This window comes from Emticicia sp. TH156, assembly GCF_002855535.1.
GTDB classification, from domain to species: Bacteria; Bacteroidota; Bacteroidia; order Cytophagales; family Spirosomataceae; genus Emticicia; species Emticicia fluvialis.
Map to the genome: position 1 here is coordinate 1 of NZ_PKRS01000038.1, position 1628 is coordinate 1628.

The window sequence follows — 1628 nt, forward strand, 5'->3', positions numbered from 1 at the left end:
TTTTGAAGAATTGTACTACCGAAAAATAGGTTCAAAAAGTAAATATTTGTCTTTTAATAATTCGCAAAAAGTGTAAACTAAAAATGAACCACGTCAGTCGCCTATTAAGCCTTCAAAATAAAGAAAAGGAAAGTACGTTTAATTTGCGAAGAATTAGCTTTGGCGCAAGGACTTATAATGCGAGTATCGGGAGGTTTGATGGGGTGGATCCGTTGGTGGATAAAAGATTTTGGGCAACACCATACAATTATTCTCTCAGTAATCCTCTTAACCGTTTAGACCCTAATGGCGCTTTGGACTATCCAATAGTTACAATTACGAAACAGAAGACAGGCAAAACCGCCGACCAAAGAGTTTTGGGTTATAGCGGTGGAGCAGTTACTAAGGCTGATTTATATAAGGTTGTAGTAACTGATACTGAAGATTCCAAATTTAGGATGGAGTTTTCTGTGACAAGAGATGCTTGGGTAGATTCTGATGGCTCTGGAATTGCTAAAAATGTTGCATTTGAGCCAAAAGATGGAAACCAAAATCATTATACAGCTAAAGTTATGGGTAATGGTTATCCAGCAGGAAACAATACAGAAGCATTGAAATTAACACAACATGGTTCAGAGGTTATTCACGCCGAGCCAAATCAAACATCAGTAGAAATGGATTACAGAAGTAAAGCAGATGTTGCAGCGGGAGTTATGATTCACGTTGGCGGAAATTACAATTTAGGAGCAAATTCTAAAACGGCAGCATCAGAAGGTTGCTTTGGTGTATGTAATAATAACAATTCAAAAAGTAACCCATCAAATAGTTATTCAAATAGTGTTTTAAATGCAATCCAAAATCAAGCAGCAAAAAGTCAAACAAATCCAGGTAAAATTGAGGTAATAATTCAAAAAAGAACAGGCAATGAAATTCCAAGGACTAACGATTATTAGCATTCTAATATTTTGTGTTTTGAGCTGTAATTCAAATGCAGATAAAGCAAATGTGAATGATATAATTATTGCGATAGAAATAAAAGGCAATATATCGAATTATGTGGGTTCTACTGAGCCTCCTTTAAAGATTGGAGATAGATTTTTTGAAATAAGGTATAAAGCACATTACGAAAAGGGAGACATATATTCATTAACAAAATATATGTCAGAGGGAACTGTTGAGTATTCTCAATCCGATTTAAAAGCCGATTCCCTTATTTTAAAAGATATTGAAATTCCTAACAATCAAAAGTATCGCCTTACTGAAGAAAGCTTGTTAAAAAAAAATAACTCAGAAAAAAGGCTAATTAAATTAGACAAAACCCATTTTATGGAAGAAAGAGATAAAAATGTAGTGATTTATGTAATTTAAACGATTTTAATGGTAACACAAAGCCCCGCAGTTCGGGGCTTTGTGTTTTAATATACTGACACGTCCTGAAATAAGTTAACTAATTTAAGTACAGAATTTAGCTCAAGGCCATCCAATAGATTATTCATTGGGTGGCCTTTTTATTAAGCAGTTAAATGAAATGATGATTAAACCGACCCTGCCCAAATAAATTTGAATACCAAAATAAAGAAAAGGAAAGTACGTTTAATTTGCGAAGAATTAGCTTTGGCGCAAGAACTTATAATGCCAGTATAGGAAGG

2 protein-coding genes are annotated in these 1628 nt (G+C 34.0%); both read left to right on the plus strand.

The window, feature by feature from the left end; all coding sequences use genetic code 11:
• The first annotated feature begins 83 nt into the window (after positions 1-83).
• Entirely contained in the window at positions 84-932 is an 849-nt protein-coding gene (locus tag C0V77_RS22885; RefSeq protein ID WP_101728714.1) for a hypothetical protein, read from the plus strand.
• A complete protein-coding gene (locus tag C0V77_RS22890; protein WP_143706175.1) occupies positions 904-1347 on the plus strand; it encodes a hypothetical protein in 444 nt (147 codons plus the stop codon). The genes C0V77_RS22885 and C0V77_RS22890 overlap by 29 nt, the downstream gene beginning before the upstream one ends.
• Positions 1348-1628: the final 281 nt, after the last annotated feature.

Bases quoted from the DNA above. Each gene is read 5' to 3' on its own strand.
- C0V77_RS22885 (WP_101728714.1), top strand. From the start codon at position 84: ATGAACCACGTCAGTCGCCTATTAAGCCTTCAAAATAAAGAAAAGGAA.
- C0V77_RS22890 (WP_143706175.1), top strand. From the start codon at position 904: ATGAAATTCCAAGGACTAACGATTATTAGCATTCTAATATTTTGTGTT.